19 protein-coding genes are annotated in these 20,009 nt (G+C 68.8%); 11 read left to right on the top strand and 8 right to left on the bottom strand.

Annotated features, from left to right (window positions below; translation table 11 throughout):
• Positions 1-1,062, top strand: a 1,062-nt coding sequence (locus tag C8D81_RS08175) for an IS110 family RNA-guided transposase (RefSeq protein WP_208109145.1), incomplete at its 5' end; no start/stop codon positions are given.
• A gap of 75 nt (positions 1,063-1,137) precedes the next feature.
• On the opposite strand, the gene C8D81_RS08170 is transcribed toward C8D81_RS08175, so the two are convergent.
• Positions 1,138-2,751: a hypothetical protein gene (locus C8D81_RS08170; protein WP_094430088.1), complete on the bottom strand. Its 1,614-nt coding sequence runs from the start codon at positions 2,749-2,751 to the stop codon at positions 1,138-1,140.
• Between the two features lie 352 nt (positions 2,752-3,103).
• Here C8D81_RS08170 and C8D81_RS08165 point away from each other — a divergent pair, with 352 nt between their 5' ends.
• Genes C8D81_RS08165 through C8D81_RS08155 form a run of 3 tightly spaced genes read left to right on the top strand, consistent with a single transcriptional unit; the run spans position 3,104 to position 6,241 of the window.
• On the top strand, positions 3,104-4,000 hold the full coding sequence (locus C8D81_RS08165) for an AAA family ATPase (protein ID WP_133625823.1): 897 nt from the start codon (positions 3,104-3,106) through the stop codon (positions 3,998-4,000).
• Positions 3,997-5,127: a vWA domain-containing protein gene (locus C8D81_RS08160; RefSeq protein WP_094430090.1), complete on the top strand. Its 1,131-nt coding sequence runs from the start codon at positions 3,997-3,999 to the stop codon at positions 5,125-5,127. The genes C8D81_RS08165 and C8D81_RS08160 overlap by 4 nt, the downstream gene beginning before the upstream one ends.
• Complete coding sequence (locus tag C8D81_RS08155; protein ID WP_094430091.1) at positions 5,120-6,241, top strand: XdhC family protein; 1,122 nt, start codon at positions 5,120-5,122, stop codon at positions 6,239-6,241. Before C8D81_RS08160 ends, C8D81_RS08155 begins: the two co-directional genes overlap by 8 nt.
• Here C8D81_RS08155 and C8D81_RS08150 read toward each other — a convergent pair.
• Positions 6,238-7,026, bottom strand: coding sequence for a phytanoyl-CoA dioxygenase family protein (locus tag C8D81_RS08150; protein WP_208109144.1), 789 nt, complete (start codon positions 7,024-7,026; stop codon positions 6,238-6,240). The two genes, C8D81_RS08155 and C8D81_RS08150, sit on opposite strands and share 4 nt — an antisense overlap.
• Positions 7,027-7,096: 70 nt before the next feature.
• On the opposite strand from C8D81_RS08150, the gene C8D81_RS08145 reads away from it, so the two are divergent.
• Genes C8D81_RS08145 through C8D81_RS08120 form a run of 6 tightly spaced genes read left to right on the top strand, consistent with a single transcriptional unit; the run spans position 7,097 to position 13,223 of the window.
• The gene (locus C8D81_RS08145) at positions 7,097-7,924 is read left to right on the top strand and encodes a helix-turn-helix domain-containing protein (protein ID WP_094430093.1); all 828 of its coding nucleotides are present in this window, start codon (positions 7,097-7,099) and stop codon (positions 7,922-7,924) included.
• Between the two features lie 56 nt (positions 7,925-7,980).
• Positions 7,981-8,460 carry a (2Fe-2S)-binding protein gene (locus tag C8D81_RS08140; protein WP_094403422.1) on the top strand — a complete coding sequence of 160 codons (480 nt, stop codon included), beginning with the start codon at positions 7,981-7,983 and terminating at the stop codon, positions 8,458-8,460.
• Positions 8,457-11,000: a xanthine dehydrogenase family protein molybdopterin-binding subunit gene (locus C8D81_RS08135; RefSeq protein WP_094430094.1), complete on the top strand. Its 2,544-nt coding sequence runs from the start codon at positions 8,457-8,459 to the stop codon at positions 10,998-11,000. The genes C8D81_RS08140 and C8D81_RS08135 overlap by 4 nt, the downstream gene beginning before the upstream one ends.
• Complete coding sequence (locus tag C8D81_RS08130) at positions 10,997-11,872, top strand: FAD binding domain-containing protein (protein ID WP_094430095.1); 876 nt, start codon at positions 10,997-10,999, stop codon at positions 11,870-11,872. The genes C8D81_RS08135 and C8D81_RS08130 overlap by 4 nt, the downstream gene beginning before the upstream one ends.
• On the top strand, positions 11,872-12,645 hold the full coding sequence (locus tag C8D81_RS08125; RefSeq protein WP_094430096.1) for an SRPBCC family protein: 774 nt from the start codon (positions 11,872-11,874) through the stop codon (positions 12,643-12,645). Before C8D81_RS08130 ends, C8D81_RS08125 begins: the two co-directional genes overlap by 1 nt.
• On the top strand, positions 12,642-13,223 hold the full coding sequence (locus C8D81_RS08120) for a nucleotidyltransferase family protein (RefSeq protein ID WP_133625822.1): 582 nt from the start codon (positions 12,642-12,644) through the stop codon (positions 13,221-13,223). The genes C8D81_RS08125 and C8D81_RS08120 overlap by 4 nt, the downstream gene beginning before the upstream one ends.
• Before the next feature lie 78 nt (positions 13,224-13,301).
• Here C8D81_RS08120 and C8D81_RS08115 read toward each other — a convergent pair whose 3' ends face one another.
• On the bottom strand, positions 13,302-13,640 hold the full coding sequence (locus C8D81_RS08115; RefSeq protein WP_094403425.1) for a hypothetical protein: 339 nt from the start codon (positions 13,638-13,640) through the stop codon (positions 13,302-13,304).
• 50 nt (positions 13,641-13,690) lie between these two features.
• Positions 13,691-15,154, bottom strand: coding sequence for a GuaB1 family IMP dehydrogenase-related protein (locus tag C8D81_RS08110; RefSeq protein WP_094405432.1), 1,464 nt, complete (start codon positions 15,152-15,154; stop codon positions 13,691-13,693).
• Between the two features lie 61 nt (positions 15,155-15,215).
• Between C8D81_RS08110 and C8D81_RS08105 the strand changes: the two genes are divergently transcribed.
• Positions 15,216-15,455 (top strand): zinc-ribbon domain-containing protein, encoded by a 240-nt coding sequence (locus C8D81_RS08105; RefSeq protein ID WP_094356508.1) that lies wholly within the window; start codon positions 15,216-15,218, stop codon positions 15,453-15,455.
• An 85-nt stretch (positions 15,456-15,540) separates the two neighbouring features.
• Here C8D81_RS08105 and qcrB read toward each other — a convergent pair whose 3' ends face one another.
• The 4 genes from qcrB to ctaE all read right to left on the bottom strand — a co-directional run bounded on the left by qcrB (position 15,541) and on the right by ctaE (position 19,988).
• The gene (gene qcrB, locus C8D81_RS08100; RefSeq protein ID WP_133625821.1) at positions 15,541-17,286 is read right to left on the bottom strand and encodes a cytochrome bc1 complex cytochrome b subunit; all 1,746 of its coding nucleotides are present in this window, start codon (positions 17,284-17,286) and stop codon (positions 15,541-15,543) included.
• 6 nt (positions 17,287-17,292) lie between these two features.
• Positions 17,293-18,324: a cytochrome bc1 complex Rieske iron-sulfur subunit gene (gene qcrA / locus C8D81_RS08095; protein ID WP_133625888.1), complete on the bottom strand. Its 1,032-nt coding sequence runs from the start codon at positions 18,322-18,324 to the stop codon at positions 17,293-17,295.
• A gap of 116 nt (positions 18,325-18,440) precedes the next feature.
• Positions 18,441-19,244, bottom strand: a complete 804-nt coding sequence (gene qcrC / locus C8D81_RS08090; protein ID WP_133625820.1) for a cytochrome bc1 complex diheme cytochrome c subunit — start codon at positions 19,242-19,244, stop codon at positions 18,441-18,443.
• A gap of 60 nt (positions 19,245-19,304) precedes the next feature.
• The gene (gene ctaE / locus C8D81_RS08085) at positions 19,305-19,988 is read right to left on the bottom strand and encodes a cytochrome c oxidase subunit 3 (protein ID WP_456151927.1); all 684 of its coding nucleotides are present in this window, start codon (positions 19,986-19,988) and stop codon (positions 19,305-19,307) included.
• Between the last annotated feature and the right edge of the window lie 21 nt (positions 19,989-20,009).

The raw sequence follows: 20,009 nt of genomic DNA, 5'->3' as shown, positions 1-20,009 counted from the left end.
CATGCCACGCCTCAAGACCCGACCCCGGTGGTGGCCGGGGTCGATACTCATCAACGCACCCATCACGCGGTCGTGCTCACCGAGACCGGGGTGTTGTTGGCTGATCGGGAGTTCCCGGTCTCCCGCGCGGGTTATGCCGCGTTGGTGGACTGGGTCGCCGGCCACGGACCGATCACCGCGATCGGGGTCGAGTCGACCGGTTCGTATGGGGCCGGGTTGACGGTGCATCTGCTGGCGGCCGGGATCGAGGTGATCGAGGTCAACCGGCCCGATAAGACCACCCGGGCGCGGCGGGGCAAGTCCGATGTGATCGATGCCGAGTCCGCGGCCCGGGCGGTGCTGAACGGCACCGCGACCGCCCGGCCGAAGGTCAAGACCGGTGTGGTCGAAGCGATCCGGGTGATCAAGGTCCCCCGGGATCGGGCGGTCAAGGACCGCACCGCGGCCTATGGCCAGTTGCGTGATCTGATCACCACCGCCCCCGCGGTGATCCATGACGAGCTGATCGGCTGCACCGCACGGCAACGGGTTGCCCGGGCCGCCGGTTACCGGCCCGACGGTGCCCGGCTGGCCGACCCGGTCCAGGCCACCAAACACGCCCTGCGGATGATCGCCCGCCGGATCCAGGCCCTGGATGCCGAGATCACCGCCGCCGACAAGACTCTGCGGGTGTTGACCCGGCAGGCCGCTCCGTCGGTGATGGCGATGCCCCAGGTCGGGGTGCAGACCACCGCTCAGCTGGTGATCACCGCCGGGCAGAACATCGAGCGCATGCACTCCGAGGCGGCGTTCGCCGCCTTGTGCGGGGTCAGCCCGATCCCGGCCTCCTCGGGCCACACCAGCAGCGGACGGGTCCGGCTGAACCGTGGCGGGGACCGCCAGGCCAACTCCGCGCTCTACATGGTCATCATCGGCCGGCTGCGCCGCGACCCCGACACCCAGGCCTACTTCCACCGACGCACCAGCGAACACAAGACCCGCGCCGAAACCATCCGATGCCTCAAACGCCACCTCGCCCGCACCATCTACCGAAACCTCAAAACCGACCTCATGACCACTTGACGATCTATAGGACCGTCGCTCGGCACTGCTCCGCTTCGCTGCGCATGCCGAGCTACTCGATGAGCGTGCAGAAACCTAGCCCGGGTTGGGAATCAGGGCAGGCTGGGACTCCGGCGGAGCCGGCTTCTTCGTCTCCTTCTTCGCCCTCTTCTGTGTCGCCGCGTCGGCCTGGTCGCGGGCAGCTTGGCGTAGGTCTCGGAGGCGTTGGTTCTTGCGGGCACGGCGGAGTCGCTCGCGTTCGCGAGCTTCGTCGGCGGCTTGTTCGGCTTCGGCCTGTTCCTTCTCCAACTGGGATTGACCGTTGCACAGAGTGTCGCGAAGCAGCTGTTCGGTCCGGGACAGGGAGGCGGCCGGGTCGTTGATCAGGTGATCGGGCGGTGGATGGTCCCAGGTCCCGTGGCGGCTGACCCAGGCTTCCTGCCCTGCCGGTGTTTTCCAGTGGAACACCCCCGGGGAGGGTTGCTCGACCCGGAATCCGGCGTGGGTTCGTGCCCGATGCGAGGCCCGGCTCAACGGCCCCAGGTTGTCCGAACTGGTCGGCCCCTCGGGGGCGGGAATGGTGTGGTCCAGGTCGATCCCGCGGCCGAACGCACTGCGATTCGAGCGGGGGAACATCACATACCGGTCGCGGAGCTTCACCCGCTGCGCCAATTCGTCGCTGGGTCGGTAGGTGTTCACCATGACCGGGGCGGCCAGGTCGATCACCGGCCGCACCCGCACGGTGCCAGAACAGTGTTCCAGCAGTTCCTTCAAGTGCTGGAGGGTGACCGGTCCGAGGGTGTCGCCTTCACCACCACGGCCATTCGCGAGGTCGCGGGAGGTCATGTGAAGGATCAGCTCGGCACCGTGCCGGCACCTCTCGCTTGTCGTTGTGACGACTTCGCCGTTGTTGTTGACCACATCCCCTTGCGGGGTGACGATCGCGCCGTCGAACAGGGAGGGCTGCAGCAGTTGCCGCGCCCGGTCGGGATGCGCCAGATGCCCCAGGGCTTCGGCGCGGAGTTCGTCACGGCCGGCGGTGGAGCCGCCGGCTTTCAAGACATCGGCCAGGCGGTCGAGGGTGCCGTTGAGCTGGTGCGCATCACAAGCGTCCATCGATGCGAACAGGTTCGTGATCCCTGCTATCGAGGACGACTGGAACTCGACGCGGCGTTGCTTCTTGGCGGCCTGGCGTTCGGCTTCTATGTCGTCGTTGAGAATCAACGCGACCTGGGCCTCGGTCGTCGCCACCGCTCGTTTCGGCGTGAGGTTGACCAGCCGGAGTGACCACAGGGAGTCGAACTCGCGGGCCTGGGTGAAGTTCAGGTGCAAGGCGGCGCGGGTGATGTCGCGGGCGACCCAGACGGGGATGTCGCAGTCCAAGGTGGCCTGCCACAGGATCGGATGCCGATGCCGCAGATTCAGCACGTCGGCGGTCCAGACCTGCGCGGTCTCGGGCGAACACCCCAATGACATCGCCAACTCGAGGTGGAAGAACTCGGTGATGCCGGGCGTACCGTCCGCACCGGGGAACACGAGCTGCTCCCCGTGGAGCACGCGGGCGGTCAACTCGTCGGTGTGGGTGTTCAACCCGGAGTAGGTGTCGCAGGCGGCGGCGATCGCAACCAGCCGGTGTGCTTCGGCCTGGGCGATGGTGTCGCTTTCGGCGCGGATCGCTGCGAACACTTCGGCTCGTGGGTTGGTGGTCATCTTTGGTCACCTCCTCAACTGCTACGCCCAACATTAGTCATAGTGTTCGAATAACTCAAGAGGTTTGGGGAGATTTTTTCGGGTTCATCTCGACACGGTCGCTGCGCGACCTACTCGATGAACGTGAGGGCGCAGGGGCGTACGGGGTTCATCTCGACACGGTCGCCGCGCGACCTACTCGATGAACGTGAGGGCGCAGGGGCGTACGGGGTTCATCTCGACACGGTCGCTGCGCGACCTACTCGATGAACGGGTGGAGGCCTCGCTGCGCGGCCTGCTCGATGGACGTGGGGGGGGTGCCGCGCATGGCCGATTGCTCGATGAGCGTGGGGTATCTCCTAGGGTGGCGGGCATGGACGACGACGTCTCGGCGTACGCCGACACCCTCGGTACGCCCGACAGGGTCCGCGAGACCCTCGCCGGTACCGGTTATCTGGCCGGTGATGCGCTGGCCACCACGGTCTTCCTCGCCGCCGGGATGCAGCGGCCACTGCTGCTGGAGGGTGAACCGGGCACCGGAAAGACTGCGCTCGCGCAAGCGCTCGCCGACAGCGTCGGGCTCCCATTGGTCCGGTTGCAGTGCTACGAGGGCATCGATGCCGCGCAGGCGCTCTTCGACTGGGACTTCCCGCGGCAGATCCTGCACCTGCGCGCCCTCGAAGCCGCCGGCGCGGTCGACGCCGACGCCGCCGAGGACTCCCTCTATGCCGACCGATTCCTGCTGGAACGCCCGATCCTGGCCGCCCTCCGCCGCCCGTCGGTGCTGCTGATCGACGAGATCGACCGCGCCGACGACGAGTTCGAGGCCTTCCTGCTGGAGGTGCTCTCCGAGTGGCGGGTCAGCATCCCCGAGGTCGGCACCATCGGCACCGAGACGCCACCGCTGACCGTGCTCACCTCCAACCGCACCCGCGAGCTGCACGACGCCCTCAAACGACGCTGCCTCTATCACTGGGTCGATCACCCGGATTTCCAGGCAGAGCTGGAAATCCTGCGTACCAGGCTCCCCGACGTCCCACCCCTGCTCGCCGAACAGGTGGTCACCGTGGTGCAGCAACTGCGCGCCACCGAGGGCCTGGTCAAACCGCCAGGGGTCGCCGAATCGCTGGACTGGGCGCGCGCCCTGCACCGCCTCGGCGCGACCGAACTCGACCTGCCCCGCGCCGCCGCCAGCCTCGGCGCGATCGTCAAGTATCGCGAGGATTCCCAGCGGGTCCGCCAGGCCCTGGACCGGCTGCTGACGCCATGACCGCCCACCCACCCGAGGAGATCCTGCTCGGCTTCGTCACCGCGATCCGCGCCGCCGGCGTACCCGCCGGACCGGACCGGACCGAGAACTTCCTGCGCGCCACCAGCCTGGTCGACCTGGCCGAACCGGAACGGGTCCGCGCGGCCGGCCGCGCCACCCTGTGCGGCCATCCCGACGACCTGCACCGCCACGATCAGGTCTTCGACGCCTGGTTCGGCGCTGGCCACGACCAGCAACCCGGCCCGGGCGCCCCGCCCCAGCCGGCCACCCTGCGTACCCTGCCACCCACCGACGACCGCGCCGACGGCCAGGGCATTGAGCAGGACACCGACGACGTGGTCCGCGCCGCCGCCAGCGAACTCGAACTGCTCCGCCAGCGCGATGTCGGCGAACTCACCCCCGCCGAGCGCCAGATCCTGGAACGCCTGCTCGCCGCGCTGCCGCTCCGCCTACCGACCCGCCGCGCCAGCCGCGCCACCCCGGCCCATCGCGGCCGGGTCGATGCCCGGCGTACCCTCCGGGCCTCGTTGCGGCACTGGGGTGAACCCGCTCGGATCGCGCACCGCCGCCGCGGTCACCGGCCCCGCCCGGTGGTGCTGCTGCTCGACATCTCCGGGTCGATGGAGCCCTACGCCGAGGTGCTGCTCCGGCTCGCGCACCGCTATCTGCAGGTCGCCGACAGCACCCACGGCCGCCACCCGGTCGAGGTGTTCACCCTCGGCACCCGGCTCACCCGGCTGACCCGCGCACTGGGGCATCGTGACGCCGACGAGGCGCTGCGCGCGGCCGCCCGCACCGTCCCCGACTTCTCCGGCGGCACCCGGCTCGGGGAGACGCTGCGCGCGTTCACCGAGCGCTGGGGTCGCCGCGGCCTGGCTCGCGGGGCGGTCGTGGTGATCGTCTCCGATGGCTGGGAACGCGGCGATCCGGCACTGCTCGGCGAACAGGTCGAGCAGCTGCACCGGCTCGCGCATCGGTTGATCTGGGCCAATCCGCATCGTGGCCGGGTTGGGTACCAGCCCGTACAGTCGGGGATCGTGGCGGTGCTGCCACACCTGGATGCGTTCGTCGCCGGGCACTCGCTGGCGGCGTACACCGAACTGGCGGAGGTGATCGCCGATGCGTGAGGTGCTCCCAGAATTGCTGCAGTGGTGGGAATCCGGCGAGACCGTCGCCCTCGGCACCGTGGTCGCGACCTTCCGCTCCGCGCCCCGCCCGCCCGGCGCCTCGATGATCGTCGGCCCCGCCGGGGAGGCCGTCGGCTCGGTCTCCGGCGGCTGTGTCGAGGGGGCCGTGCACACCCTCGGCGAGGAGATCCGCGGCACCGGTACGCCCCAGCTGGAGCGTTACGGCGTCTCCGACGATGTCGCGATGGGCGTCGGGCTGACCTGCGGCGGCATCCTCGACGTGTGGGTCGAGCAGGTGAACACCGAGACCTTCCCCGAGCTCGGTGAGGTCGCGGCGGCGATCGAGGAGGGTACGCCGATCGCGGTGGCCACGGTGGTGGCGCACCCGGACCCGCAGTGGCTGGGGCGGCGGATGGTGATCCGGCCGGATCGTCCCGCGCCGACGGAGGTGCTGGTCAGTCAGCGGGCCACCGACGCGATCCGCGACGACGCGGCCGGGCTGCTCGCCGCCGGGCACCACGCCACCCTCGAATACGGGCCCGACGGGGAGCGCCGCGGCGAGGGGATGCGGGTCTTCGTCTGGGCCTTCGCGCCGCCGCCGCGGATGCTGGTCTTCGGCGCCATCGACTTCGCCGCCGCGGTCGCCCGGGTCGGTTCCTTCCTGGGCTACAAGGTCACCGTCTGCGACGCCCGGCCGATCTTCGCCACCGCCAGCCGCTTCCCGCACGCCGACGAGGTGGTGGTGAAGTGGCCGCACCGCTACCTGCGCGGCGAACTGGAGGCCGGCAGGATCGACGCCCGCACGGTGATCTGCGTGCTCACCCACGACCCCAAGTTCGACGTACCGCTGCTCGAGGTCGCGCTGCGGCTGCCCCAGGTCGCCTACGTCGGCGCGATGGGCTCGCGGCGTACCCACGACGACCGGCTGGCCCGGCTCCGCGAGGCCGGGCTCACCGATGCCGAACTCGAGCGGCTCTCCTCACCGATCGGACTGGACCTCGGGGCGCGTACGCCGGAGGAGACCGCCGTCTCCATCGCCGCCGAGATCATCGCCCGGCAGTGGGGCGGGAGCGGCGACCCGCTCAGTGAGCTCGCCGGCCGCATCCATCACTAGACCCACCCCGTACCGCAGGGGCCGCCCATCGCGGACTCGCCGATCCGCACCGCCGAGCCGTCCGGGGCGAGCAGGGGTTGATAGAACGACGCCACCTGCACCGAGGCCTGCGGCACGAAGTGGAAGATCAGCGCGCGCCGGAACCGGTCGGCGGTGCGGTTGGGCAGCGACCCGTGCACCAGGCTGCCGTGGAAGACCAGCGCGTCACCGGCCGCCATCGAGGTGGTCCGGATCGGCACGCCGGCGGGCACCGGCACCTGGTCGTTGGTGAACGACGCCTCGGTGTCGGCGGGCTCGGGGCAGAGCAGCGGCTGGCGATGGGACCCGGGCACCACCCGCAGCGAACCGTTCTCGGCCGCGCAGTCATCGATCGCGATCCAGACGGCCAGGCAGGTCTCCGGATGGGCGCGCAGGAAGTGGTTGTCCTGGTGCAGCGCCTGCCCGCGCGCACCCGGCGGCTTGAAGTAGAACATCGACTGCGCACCCCAGGCCGGCCCGATCAGTCCGGTGACCACCGACTGCACCCGCTCGTCGAGCATCAGGTCCCGGACCCGGGCGCCGTCGGACGAATCCTCGCGATGCGGATGGACGATCCGCGGATATCGGTGCAGCACATCGTCGGCGGACACGTGGTCGTCGTGCCCCAGCGCGGTGTCGGCCTCGATCCGATCGGTGAACCGCGTACCGATCTCCACCGCCTCGGCCGGGGTCAGCAGGCCCGCGACCTGGACCACCCCCTCCCGGTCGAACTCCGACACCAGTTGCTCCCGCAGTGCATGTGACATGCTCCAAGCCTGGTTCGCAGAATCCATGCTCACCATTGATTCAAGAGCTGTCTGCATGGAAGATCCTGCTGTGAGCGCCCTCGTCACCGAATTCGAACCGGCCGCCGGGACCCTCGTCGGCTGGATGTCCCAGGCCACCGGCTACCGGGTCCGCCGGCTCGCCGGACGCGACGACCACCTGCTGCTGCTCACCCGCGACGGCGCCGGCCTGATCCGTACCGCCGCCGGCGCCGTACCCGTGCCACCCGGCGCGATCGTCCACCTCGACCGGGCCCACCCGCAGGACTACGGCACCGATCCCGCGGCCGGCCGCTGGGGATTCTGGTACGCCCACCTGCCCGCCGGCGACACCCTCGACGCGCTGCTCGACTGGCCCGCCGAACAGTCCGGGGTGAGCCGATTGGTGCTGGACCGGCGGATCGCCGACCGGGTCGCCGCCGCGCTGGAGGAGGCGAGCATGCTGCTGCCCTCCCCGGGCCGGCACTCCGGAGCCCTGGCTCGGAACGCGCTGGAGCGAGCGCTGCTGTGGTGTGACACCCGCAACCCGCGGGCCGAGCAGGTCGACCCCCGGCTCTGGCAGGTGCTGGAACACCTGCACACCCACCTGGCCGAGCCACTCGGCGTACCCGAACTCGCCGCGGTCGCCGGGCTCTCACCCTCGCGCCTGCAGCATCTGTTCGCCGACCAGCTCGGCGGCACGGTGATGGCGCACGTCGAGTCCCGCCGGATGGAACGGGCCCGATTGCTGCTGCAGAGCACCGAGCTGCCGGTCGGCGTGATCGCGGCACAGGTGGGGTACGCCGATCCGCTGTATTTCAGCACCCGGTTCCGGCTCCGGCACGGGGTCTCGCCCACGGGCTGGCGACAGCGCTTGCCCCGGCCTCCCCGCGCTGACTAGGGTCGGTGCATACGTGACCGGGATCACGTGCCCGGCAAAGGTGCCCAGGAGGTTGCATGACCAGGATCACCCTCACCGTCGATGGGGCGAAGGTCTCCGACGATGTCGAACCACGCATGCTGCTGGTGCAGTATCTGCGCGAGAAGCTCGGTCGCACCGGGACGGTGATCGGCTGCGACACCTCCAACTGCGGCGCCTGCACCGTGCACCTGAACGGCCGCTCGGTGAAGTCCTGCAACGTCCTCGCGGTGCAGGCCGACGGCGGCGAGGTGACCACCATCGAGGGCCTGGCGGCCACCGCGGACGGCGAGCTGCATCCGGTCCAGGAGGCGTTCCGTGAATGCCACGGCCTGCAGTGCGGATTCTGTACGCCGGGGATGATCATGCAGGCGGTCGACCTGCTGAACGAGAACCCCAGCCCCAGCGAGGAAGAGATCCGCCTGGGCATGGAGGGCAACCTCTGCCGGTGCACCGGCTACCACAACATCGTCCGTTCGGTGCAGTACGCCAGCGGGCAGCGGGAGGGAGCACGATGAGCGTCGACACCGACCCCCAGGCCCCCGAGGGCGCACAGGAGAACACCGAGCAGAAGCCGGAGATCGGCCGGGAGCGGCGCCGCAAGGAGGACGCGCGGCTGATCACCGGGCGGACCCGCTGGACCGACAACCTGTCGGTACCGGGGATGCTGCATCTGGCGATGGTGCGCAGCCCGTTCGCGCACGCGAAGATCACCAACATCAACACCGAGGAAGCGAAAGCGGCGCCCAATGTGGTCACCGTGATCACCGGCTCCGACGTCGCCGAGGAGCAGGGTGCGCTGCCCAACGCCTGGCCGATCACCCCCGACCAGGTGACGCCGGATCACCCGCCGGTGGCCGTCGACCGGGTCGCCTTCGCCGGCGAGATCGTGGCCGTCGTCGTGGCGCGTACGCCCGCCGACGCGCGGGATGCGGCCGAACTCGTCGATGTCGACTACGAGGAACTGCCGGCCGCCCTCGACCTCAAGGAATCCGCCGAGGACACGGTGTTGGCGCACCCGGACCTGGGCACCAACAAGAGCGCGTTCTGGAAGTTCGACTCGGCCGAGGCCGGTACCGGCGGGAACGTCGACGAGGCCATCGAGAAGGCCCGGGCCGACGGCATCGTGCTGGAGCGCGAGTTCCGCCAGCAGCGGCTGATCCCGGCGTTCATGGAGCCCCGGTCGGTGCTCGTCGACCCGACCGGTGAGCAGATCACCATGTGGTCGGCCACCCAGATCCCGCACATCCTGCGCTTCCTGCTCGCCGCGGTGCTCGGCGTACCGGAATCGAAGGTGCGGGTGATCGCGCCCGACGTCGGCGGCGGCTTCGGCGGCAAGCTGCAGACCACGCCGGAGGAGTTCATCGCGATGGTGCTGGCTCGGCGGCTGAACAAGCCGATCAAGTACACCGAGACCCGCTCCGAATCGCTGATGGCCGCCCACCACGGCCGCGACCAGTGGCAGAAGCTGACCCTGGCGGCCACCAAGGAGGGAAAGGTCACCGGCCTCAAGGTCGAACTGCTCGCCGACCTCGGCGCCTATGTCTCGCTGGTCGGTGGCGGCGTACCGGTGCTGGGTGCGTTCATGTTCAACGCCATCTACAAATTCCCGGCCTACCAGTTCAACTGCCAGACCGTGCTCACCAACAAGACCTGGACCGACGCCTACCGGGGTGCCGGCCGGCCCGAGGCCACCTTCGGCATCGAACGGATGATGGACGAGCTGGCCGCCGAACTCGGTGAGGATCCGCTGGCGGTCCGGGAACGCAACTGGATCACCCACTCCGAATTCCCGTTCACCACCGTCGCCGGACTGGAATACGACTCCGGCAACTACGAGGCCGCCACCGCCAAGGCGAAGGAGTCCTTCGACTACGACGCACTGCGCGCCGAACAGAAGCAGCGCAGGGATTCCGGCGATCCGGTGCAGCTCGGCATCGGGGTGTCCACCTTCACCGAGATGTGCGGACTGGCGCCCTCGCGGGTGCTCGGTTCGCTCGACTACGGCGCGGGTGGTTGGGAGTACGCCTCGGTGCGGATGCTGCCGACCGGCAAGGTCGAGGTCACCACCGGTGCGAGCGCGCACGGCCAGGGGCATGAGACGGCGTTCTCCCAGATCGTCGCCGACCGGCTCGGCGTACCCTTCGAAGACGTCGAGATCCTGCACGGTGACACCGCGATCGCCCACAAGGGCCTGGACACCTACGGTTCCCGGTCGCTGGTGGTCGGCGGTGAGGCGCTGGTCCGGGCCTCGGACAAGGTGATCGAGAAGGCCCGCCCGATCGCGGCGCACCTGCTCGAGGCGAACGCCGACGACCTGGAGTTCAGCGGCGGGAAGTTCACCGTCAAGGGCACCGACAAGGGGATGTCGATGCCGGAGGTGGCGCTGGCCACCTTCGCCGCGCACAACCTGCCCGACGGGGTGGAGCCGAGCATCGACTCGGATGCCACCTTCGACCCGGTGAACTTCAACTACCCGCACGGTACGCACCTGTGCGCGGTCGAGGTGGACACCGAGACCGGGCAGGTGAGAATGCGGGATTACGTGTGCTGCGACGACATCGGGGTGATCATCAACCCGATGATCGCCGAGGGTCAGGTGCACGGCGGGCTGGTGCAGGGGATCGCGCAGGCGCTCTGGGAGGAAGCGGTGCACGACGAATCCGGCACCCTGGTCTCGGCGTCCTTCGTCGACTACCTGCTGCCCACCGCGGCCGACACGATCTCCTTCACCGTCGAGCACACCACCACCCCGGCGACCACCAACTCGATGGGTGCCAAGGGCGTCGGTGAGGCCGGCACGATCGCGTCCACCCCGGCGGTGGTGAACGCGGTGCTGGATGCGGTACGCCACCTCGGTGTGAAGGACATCCAGATGCCGTGTACGCCGGAACGGGTCTGGAAGGCGATCAACGACGTCGACGCCGGCGGGGCCGATCAGACCGAGGGGGCGGCCGCACCGCACTTCGACGAGGCGACCGGCGACCAGGGCACGGCGGACCGGACCGCCGGGGCCAATGATGACGGAGCAGGCGATCAGGATGGAGCACAGGCATGATTCCAGCGAGTTTCGACTACCTGGCCCCGACCTCGGTCGCCGAGGCGCTGGCCGCGCTCGCCGAACACGGTGACGACGCCAAGGTGCTGGCCGGCGGGCAGAGCCTGCTGCCGGTGCTGCGGATGCGGCTGAACGCCCCGGAGGTGGTCGTCGACATCGGCCACATCGACGAGCTGCGCGGGATCCGCGACGACGGCGACGCGATCTTCATCGGGGCGCTCACCACCCACCACGAGGTGATCGCCGATCCGCTGGTCAAGGAGCATGCGCTGGTGCTGCACAAGGCCGCCGTGGAGGTCGCCGATGCGCAGATCCGGCATCGCGGCACCCTCGGCGGGGCGCTCGCGCACGCCGACCCGGCCGGTGACCTGGGCGCGCCGATCCTGGCCCTCGATGCCGAGCTGGTGATCACCGGCACCGGTGGCGAACGGCGGGTGCCGGCGGCGGAGTTCTTCACCGACCTGTTCGAGACCGCGGTCGGCGATGACGAGTTGCTCACCGCGATCCGGATCCCGAAGCACACCGGCTGGGGAGCGGCATACCTCAAGTTCGTCCGGATCGCGCACCAGTGGCCGATCGTCGCGGTCGCGGCGACCGTGTCACCGGACAAGTCGCAGGCCGCGGTCGGGCTGACCAATATGGGTTCGACGCCGCTGCGGGCCAGCGCGGTCGAGGAGGCGCTCGGTGGTGAGCTGACCGCCGAGAGCGTACGCCGGGCCGCCGATCAGGCAGCCGACGGCACCAACCCGCCCTCGGATCTCAACGGGGATTCGGATTATCGCCGGCACCTGGCCAAGGTGCTGACCCGGCGGGCACTCCTCGAGGCCGCCGGCCTCGATGATGGCACGAAGCAGGAGAAGGGAGCCGCCTGATGGAGTTGACCCACGAGTTCAGTGTCCCGACCGGTATCGATGAGACCTGGCAGCATTTCAACGACCCGCAGGCGCTGTCGGAGTGCTTCCCGGGGGCGCAGGTGACCGGCGTCGACGGCGATTCCTTCACCGGCACGGCGAAGATCAAGCTCGGCCCGATCGCGCTCGTCTACACCGGGACGGGGGAGTACGCCGACCGCGACGAATCCGCGCACACCATGACCGTCAATGCCAAGGGCAAGGACAAGCGCGGCAACGGTACGGCGGGTGCGACCGTCAAGGTCGCGCTGACCGCGGCCGGCGAGGAGCAGACCAGGGTCCAGGTGAAGACCGACCTGAACGTCACCGGCAAACCGGCCCAGTTCGGCCGCGGGGTGATGCAGGACGTCTCGGACAAGCTGCTAGGCCAGTTCGTCGCCTGCCTGGAGAAGAAGCTCTCCGGGGCGGAGGAGGAGCAGCCAGAGCCCGCACCGTCCACACCGTCCCCTGCGCCTTCACCACCCCCGTCACCCACCGATTCCGGTTCCCTGAGCGAGGGAGGAACGACCGAGTCTCCCTCCCGTTCCCTGAGCGAGGGAGGTATGACCGAGTCGAAGGGGCAGGAGACTCCCAAGCAGGAGACCCCCAAGCAGCAGGAATCCAGCCAGGACAAGGATTCCGAGGCTCTCGATCTCGGTGCGACGGTGCTGCCGGTACTGATCAAGAATTACTGGCGGGAGGGGTTGATCGCGCTCCTCGGGTTCCTGGTGCTGCGGGGCCTGTTCCGGCGGTGATCGCCGGGTTGCTGCTCGCCGCGGGGGCCGGACGCCGGATGGGGCAACCCAAGGCGCTGGTCCGCGGCGAGGACGGCGTGCCCTGGGTGCGCCGGTCCGCGCAGGTGCTGCTCGACGGCGGGTGCCAGCCGGTGCTGGCGGTGCTCGGTGCCGCGGCCGAGGAGGCCCAGGCCGAGCTGCCGGACCGGGTGGCAGCCGTCATCGCGCCCGACTGGGCCGAGGGGATGGGTGCCTCGCTGCGGGCCGGATTGTCCGCGCTCGCAGGGATTCCCGCGACCGCGGTACTGATCTCGCTGGTGGACACCCCCGGGGTGAACCCGGCGATCGTGCACCGGCTGCGGGAGGTGGCCGGGGAGGACGAGACGGTGCTGCTGCGCGCCGATTACGGCACCGGCCCGGCGCATCCGGTGCTGCTCGGCCGCGCCCACTGGGCCGAGGCCGCGCGGGTCGCGACCGGTGACCGGGGTGCCCGCGAACTGCTCACCGGCGACGGCGCACGCCTCATTCCCTGCGCCGATCTCGGCGACGGGGCCGACATCGACCACCCGCAGGCCGGCATCGACACCCGCAACGAATGATCATGGAATATTCGGCCATCAAACTGAAGTATTCAAATATAAGTGCGAATATTCCATGATCATTCGCGGCGGGGTTCTTCAGGGGCGGCGGGTGTTCTCCGCGATCCCGACGAGCGTGCGCAGCACCTGTTCGAACCAGCCGAACAGCACCCAGGTCAGGCCGGTCATGATGATCCCGCCCAGTGCACTCAAGGCGAACGGGACCCAGCCGTCGTCGTCAGGGTCGTCGAGCTGGGTGAGCACCCCGATGACCACCGCCAGGAGCACGGCGATGACCTCCAGGCCGATCAGGATCCACTTGATCACCGCGATGGCGTTCGCCACCCGGAGGGCCGGCTTGTGGTTCGCCTGCGGGGGCGCTGGGCGGTACGGCGGCTGCGGTGGCATGGCCTGCTGCTGCGGGCCGGGGTTGCTCATGAGGCGAACTATAGGACCGCGACAGCGCGCCGTGGGCCCGTTCGCTCGAATCAGCTCCAGCTGGCGCTGACCGGGCGGCCCTCCTCGTAACCCGACACCGACTGGATGCCGACGGTGGCCAGCTCGTTGAACTCCGGCAGCGAGCGCGCGCCGGCGTAGGTGCAGGAGGACCGCACCCCGGAGACGATGAAGTCGACCAGATCCTCCACCCCGGGTCGATCCGGGTCGAGATACATCCGGGAGGAGGAGATGCCCTCCTCGAAGAGCCCGGCCCGCGCCCGGTCGAAACCGGACTGGTCGCGGGTGCGCATCTTCACCGCGCGCGCCGAGGCCATCCCGAAGGACTCCTTGTAGCGCCGGCCCTGGGCGTCGGTGCGCAGGTCGCCGGTGGACTCATGGGTACCGGCGAACCAGGACCCGATCATCACCGAGCCGGCGCCGGCGGCCAGCGCGAGCGCCACATCGCGGGGGTGGCGGACACCGCCGTCGGCCCAGATCGAACGGCCCAGCCCGGCCGCCGTCTCGGCGCACTCCAGCACCGCGGAGAACTGCGGCCGTCCGACGCCGGTCTGCATCCGGGTGGTGCACATCGCGCCCGGGCCGACACCGACCTTCAGCACATCGGCACCGGCCTCGGCCAGATCGCGTACCCCGTCGGCGGTCACCACGTTGCCGGCGACGATCCGCACGTCCGGCGCGACCCGGTCCCGTACCTTCTTCACGATCGCCAACGCCTCGATCATCTTCTCCTGGTGACCGTGCGCGGTGTCCACCACCAGCACATCGGCGCCGTGACCGAGCAGTGCCTCGGTCTTGCCGGCCACGTCGCCGTTGATCCCGACCGCGGCACCGATCTTCAGCCGGCCCTCGGCATCGACCGCGGGCTGGTAGAGCGCCGAACGCAGCGCACCCTTGCGGGTCATCACGCCGACCAGTCGATCACCGTCGACCGCCACCGCGACCTCCTGGTGGTTCGCGGTCAGCAGGTCGAAGATCTCCCGCGGGGTGGCGTCGGGGGACACCTTGAGGAAGTCGGTCATCACCTCGTGCACCTGGGCGAAGCGGTCCTCATCCACCGCATCGGCGGGGGAGACGATGCCGCGCGGGCAGGCCGTCCCGGCGTGCCGGTCACCCTCGGCGACCAGGGCCACCCCGTGCGCCCGCTTCGGCATCAGGCTCATCGCCTCACCGAGGGTGGTGGACGGGGTGACGGTGATCGGGGTGTCGAAGACCGTGTGCGAACGCTTCACCTTGCCGATCGCCTCACCGACGATGTCGGTCGGGATGTCCTGGGGGATGATCGCGATGCCGCCGCGGCGGGCGATGGTCTCGGCCATCCGACGCCCGGAGATCGCGGTCATGTTCGCCACCACCAGCGGCAGGGGAGTGCCCAGCCCGTCGGTGGAGCTGAGATCCACATCGAGGCGGGAGGCCACCGACGAACGCGACGGGACCATGAACACGTCGCTGTAGGTCAGGTCGTGGGTCGGAGTGTTGTTGTTCAGGAAGCGCACCGGACCATTCTAGGTACGCCGGGCCAGCATCGCCGCTTCGCCCATCGGTAAACTGGGCCCCATGCTGATTCTGTTCGGTACCAAGGGTTTCGCGGAGATCGTCGCCACGCTGATGTATTCCTGCCGGCGCTGCGGGAACCAACCGCTCACCCTGGTCAAGCACGGGTCGAAGTTCACGCTGTTCTTCATCCCGCTGTTCACCGTCTCCACGCGCTGGTCGCTGGTCTGCAACTTCTGCCGCGAGGAATACCAGATCTCCGCCGAGGAGGCGCAGCACCACCGGCAGGTCGCCGCCTCCTGACCCCGGAGCAGCGCCCCACGGCAACGAACAGGGCCCCGGACCGATCGGTCCGGGGCCCTGTCGCGTTACTGCTGACTGATCGACCTCACTGCTGGCCGCTGCGGTCCAGCTCCTTGGGGTCGCTGGACTCCACCTCGTGCGAGCCGTCACCGTTCGACTCGTGCAGGGTGTGCTCCACGGCCTCCTGATACTCCTCGCGGCTGGGCTTGCGGATGTTGTCGCGGAAGAACCAGCGGTGCATCCGGGCCCGCGCCTTGCTCGCCCCGCCCTTGACGCGGACGCCCGCGTCGTCGGTGGTCTCGCCCGGCTCGATCGGCAGCACATCGCTGCGATAGGTGAGGGTGTACGCCTCATCGGTCGAGATCGGCACGTGGCCCTCGGAGTAGCCGCCGTCGGCCGCGCGCTCCATCTGGCCCGACTCGGAGCCGTGCAGGATCCGCTCCCGCTTCTGCCGCTGGATACCCAGGCAGATCCGCTTGGTGACGATGAACGCGATCACCGGTCCGAGGAAGACCGCGACCCGCAGGAAGTAGGTCACCGCATTCAGCGACAGATTGAACTTCACCGCCAGGATGTCGTTACCGCCGCCGAACAGGAAGACCAGATAGCAGGTGATCGCGGCGACGCCGAAGGCGGTCCGATTCGGGTTCTGGTACGGGTATTCCAGGACGTGGTGCTCCCGCTCGTCCTTGGTGATCCACCGCTCGATGAATGGATAGATCGCCATCGAGGTGAACAGCAGGCCGAGCATGCCCACACCGGGGATGAACACATTCCAGGACCAGGTGGAGAACACCGAGGCGTTCGGGAAGTTCCACTCCCAGTTCGGCATGATCCGGACCGCGCCCTCGGCCGGGCCCATGTACCAGTCGGGCTGGGAACCGGCGGTCACCTCGGCCGGATTGTAGGGCCCATAGGACCAGACCGGGTTGATCTGGAAGAACGCGCCCATCAGCACCAGCACGCCGGAGACGATGAAGAAGAAGCCGCCTGCCTTGGCCATGTAGACCGGGAACAGCGGGTAGCCGACGACGTTCGACTCCTTGCGGCCGGGGCCCGGGTACTGCGTGTGCTTGTGGTAGACCACCAGTGCCAGGTGTGCGGCGATCAGGCCGAGGATCAGCCCGGGCAGCAGCAGGATGTGCACCATGTAGAGCCGGGGAACGATCAGGCTGCCGGGGTATTCACCGCCGAAGACGAAGAACTCGGCCCAGCTGCCGATGATCGGGATGGAGCGGATCATCCCGTCGGCGAACCGCAGGCCGGTACCGGACAGCAGATCATCGGGCAGCGAGTAGCCGGCGAAACCCTCGACCATGCCCATCGACAGCAGGCCGACTCCGAGCAGCCAGTTCAACTCCCGCGGCTTGCGGAACGCGCCGGTGAAGAACACCCGCAGCGAGTGCACGAACATCGCACCGATGAACAGCATCGCCGCCCAGTGGTGCATCTGGCGGATCAGCAGTCCGCCACGGATGTCGAAGGAGAGGGTGAGCGTGGAGGCGAAGGCCTCCGACATCTCGACACCCTTGAGCAGCTGGTAGGAGCCCTCGTATTCGACCTCAGCCATCGACGGCTTGAACCAGATCGTCAGAAAGACACCGGTGATCAGCAGGATGACGAACGAGTAGAGCGCAATCTCGCCGAGCAGGAACGACCAGTGGTCGGGGAAGACCTTGCGCAGGTTCTTCTTGCCGAGAGCGGCCAGGCCGAGCCGGTCATCGGCCCACTTGGCCGGGCCGGCGAGCGGCTGCAGCGGGTGCTTCTTGTCGGGGGACTGCGCGGTGGTGACGTCAGTTGGGGTCTCGGAGACCTGTGCGGGCTTGGCCATCAGCGATCACTCACCCTTGTCCTCAGCGGTCAGCTGCCGTTCCGGGTAGCTCGGCCCGACCGGCACGGTGAAGTCACCGGGGGCGACCAGGTATCCCTGTTCGTCAACGGTGATCCTGAGCTGGGGGAGCGCCCGGGCCGCCGGCCCGAACACCACCTTGCCGCCGTCACCCAGGTCGAAGGTCGACTGGTGACAGGGGCAGAGCAGGTGGTGGGTCTGCTGCTCCCACAGCGAGATCGGGCACCCGACGTGGGTGCAGATCTTCGAGTACGCCAGGATCCCGCCGACGTGCCAGTCGGTGCGGCTCGCCGGGACCTTGATGGAGTTCGGATCCATCCGGACGATGATGATGGCGGCCTTGGCGCGGGCGACCTGCTTCTCGGGGCCCTTCTGCTTCTGCATGTTCTCCGGCTGAGCGTTGATCAGCTGGCCGATCTCCATGTCGGCGGCTTTGATCGGGGCGTAGGTGACATCGTTGACCAGGCGCATGGGCTTGGCTGGTGTCCCCTCGGCCCACAGCGTGCGCTCGTTGGTCTCCTTCAGCCGGGAGGGCAGTGGCCATGGCCCCAGATCGGCCAGCGTGACCAGCGGAGCCAGCGCGGTGAGGCCGATGGCGCCCAGCAGGGACCGCCCGATCACCGCGCGGCGGGACAATCCCGTCTGCGCGATGCCCTTGTCCACCTCGGCCATGGTGGCCTTGATGTCCTCGGACGAGGAGTGTGCGACGTGCCGCTCCTCGGAGATCTCATGGTCACCCATGATCTCGCGGGCCCACTGCACCGCGCCGACGCCGATCAGCAGCACCGCCAGACCCAGGCTCAGACCCAGCAGGACGTGCTGGGCGTTGGAGTTGAGCAGGCCGAACGTGACGGTGTAGCGGTCCAGTCCGGGCCAGAAGTAGAAGACGATGAACGCCAGCGCGAGCACCGGTGCCGCAGCGAAGCAGGCCACGATCTGCCGGGTGGCGCGGGTTGCTGCCTTGTCATCGACGTCGGTGTAGCGCGGGACATGCGGCTCGATGCCTGGATCATCCACCATCGACTCGGTGACGATGCCGTTCTCGTCCGGCTTGGGGCGGGTGGCGACGACGCCCTCATGCTCCCCGGTGCCCGATTCGGGACGGCCGGCGCCGTCGGGGAGATTGTTGTTGTCGCTCACTTGGCGCGTGCTCCCTTCGAAGCGATCCAGACGGAGAAACCGATCAGCCCGCCGATACCGACGACCCAGGCCCAGAAGCCCTCGGCCACCGGCCCGATGCCGCCGAAGTTCAGGCCACCGCGGTTGGGCTGTGCCTCCATCGCCTTGAGGTAGCCGATGATCGCGCGGACATCGTCGTCGGTGAGATTCTGTGAGGAGAAGATCGGCATCTGCTGGGGGCCGGTGCGCAGCGCTTCGTAGATCTGCTTCTCGGGTACGCCCCGCAGTTCCGGGGCGTACCGACCGTCGGGCAGCGCACCGCCCAGGCCGGCGAAGTTGTGACAGGCCGAGCAGTTGGTGCGGAAGAGCTCACCGCCCTTGGCGATCTGCTCCTCGGTCAGCCCGGAGGGATTGTACTGCGCTTCGGTGGGGATGGCGGGCCCCGGTCCCAGGCTGGCGACGTAGGCTGCCAGCTTCGCGGTGTCCTCGGAACTGTAGACGGCTGGCTTGCGGGGCGCCTGCTCACCCGGGTTCGACAACGGCATCCGGCCGGTGCTGACCTGGAAGTCGACCGCGGCCGCGCCGACGCCGACCAGCGACGGACCCTGCGAACCGCCCTCGCCCTGCAGACCGTGGCAGGAGGAACAGCCGACGGCGAACAGCGCCTGGCCCTCCTTGACCTGCTGCGTCATGGTCGCGTCGGCGTTGGACTTGCCGGTGGGGGCGAACCCCGCGTACACGACACCCATGAGGAACAGCGCCATGACCAGCAGCAGCGGCCGAGCGGCCTTGTGCCGTCGCTTGGCTGACAGGAATCTCACTGGGGGATGTCCCTTCGTTGGAGGTTGGCGATGGTGTTCGACGTGGTCAACAAGGCGGCATCATCTCATGAAGTAGATGACCGAGAACAGGACGATCCACACCACGTCGACGAAGTGCCAGTAATAGGAGACCGCCACCGCCGAGACCGCCTGCTCGTGGGTGAATTGGCGTGCCATGTAGGTGCGCGCCAGCACATAGATGAAGGCGATCAGGCCAGCGGTCACGTGCAGGCCGTGGAAACCTGTCGCCAGGAAGAACAGCGAGCCGTAGACGTTGGACTGCATCGTCATGCCCTCGCTCCACAGCTGGGCGTACTCATAGACCTGACCACCGATGAAGACCGACCCCATGATGAAGGTCAGGATGTACCAGAAGCGAAGCTTCTTCACGTCACCGCGCTCGGCGGCGAAGACGCCCATCTGACAGGTGACCGAGGACAGCACCAGGATGATCGTGTTGGCCAGTGCGAGCGGCACGTTCAGCATGGCCGAGCCCTGCTGCCACATGGTCCCGTTCGGATCGCCGGCAGTGGTGTTGTTGGTCACCGACCGAATGGTGAAGTACGCCGCGAACAGCGCGGCGAAGAACATCAGCTCCGAGGCGAGCCAGACCATGGTGCCGACGGCGACCATGTCCGGGCGCCCCTTGACCCCGGTCAGCCGCGAACGGGCGATCGGTTGCAACGCACCGGTGGGCAGGTCTGTGGAACCGGCGTGGGGGGTCGTCTCGGAAGAAGTAGCCACGGGGTCATTATTGCCAGAGTT

Source organism: Enemella evansiae (assembly GCF_004362375.1).
In the GTDB taxonomy this organism is placed as follows: domain Bacteria; phylum Actinomycetota; class Actinomycetes; order Propionibacteriales; family Propionibacteriaceae; genus Enemella; species Enemella evansiae.
This window is presented reverse-complemented; position numbering and strand designations above follow the sequence as displayed.